The 1,104-nt window shown below is 63.1% G+C and carries 1 protein-coding gene; it reads left to right on the top strand.

The window, feature by feature from the left end:
- The coding region (locus ACTHSW_RS10790; RefSeq protein ID WP_440373913.1) for a hemagglutinin repeat-containing protein at nucleotides 1-1,104 on the top strand (1,104 nt) is incomplete at both ends.

Genomic DNA, 1,104 nt, shown 5'->3' with positions numbered 1-1,104 from the left:
GCCGCAGCCGCAGCACGCAGGTGCAGGATGGCAGCAGCGCCGAAGCCGTCGGCAGCTCGCTGACGGCCGGCCGCCATCTCAGCATCCGTGCCACCGAAGGCAACATCGAAGCCAAAGGCACACAAATCTCCGCCGAAGGCGATGCCCTGCTGTATGCCCGCGACGACATCCGACTGCTGGCCGCGGCCGACAGCCGCCGGCAAACCGGCAGCAGCAAGCGTAGCGGTTTCTCCATCGACAACCGCGACCATATCACCCCCTTCGGCACCTTTAACGATCAGGGGCAGGCTGCGGGTGAGATCGGCAGCATCAGCGGCAGCACCCTGTCCGTGGGCGGTAAAACCCGTCTGCTTGCCGAAAAAGGCAATATCGCCGTCAGCGGCAGCAGTCTGGTCTCCCAAGACGACCTGCTGCTTAAAGCCGGCGGTGACATCGACATCCGCGCCGCCGAACACCGCCAAAGCCAGAGCGAGCGCCAAGTTTCTTCCGGCATCGGCAGTGCCGTTATTTCCGACACCGAGCACTTTAGCGGCTGGATGAAAAACCGCCGCGAGAACGAGGGCGAAGAAACCCGGCAGGCCGCCAGCCAAATCGGCAGCCTGAAAGGCAGCGTACGGATAGATGCCGGCGGTGCCTACCGCCAAACCGGCAGTGATGTTGCCGCCGCCCGCGACATCGACATTGCCGCCCAAAGCGTCGATATCCGCACCGCCGACAACCACGGCCGCAGCCGCCAGAGCGAGCGCGACCTTAAAATCGGCACCTTCGCCAAAATCTCCTCACCGCTGATCGATCTGGTCAACGCTGCCGAAGGTGCTGCCAAAAGCAAAGCCGACGACCGCACCCGCGCCCTGCAGGGTCTAGCCGCCGGCGCCCAAGCCTACCAACTGGCCGATTCCGTCGGCAAAGTGGCCGACGCCGTCAAAAACCAAACCGGACAGCAAGGCGCCGTCCTCTTGTCCGTCGAAGCCGGCTTCGGCTTTAAAACCGCTAGCAAAGAACAAAACCAAAACTACCGCCAAAGCCAGCAAAGCAGCCTGAAAGCCGGCGGCGACATCAATATCCGCAGCCGCGAGGGCGACATTACCGTCCAAGGCAGCAACA

Origin of the sequence: Neisseria sp. P0008.S004, from assembly GCF_051962755.1 — a bacterium.
In the GTDB taxonomy this organism is placed as follows: Bacteria; Pseudomonadota; Gammaproteobacteria; order Burkholderiales; family Neisseriaceae; genus Neisseria; species Neisseria subflava_A.
This window is presented reverse-complemented; position numbering and strand designations above follow the sequence as displayed.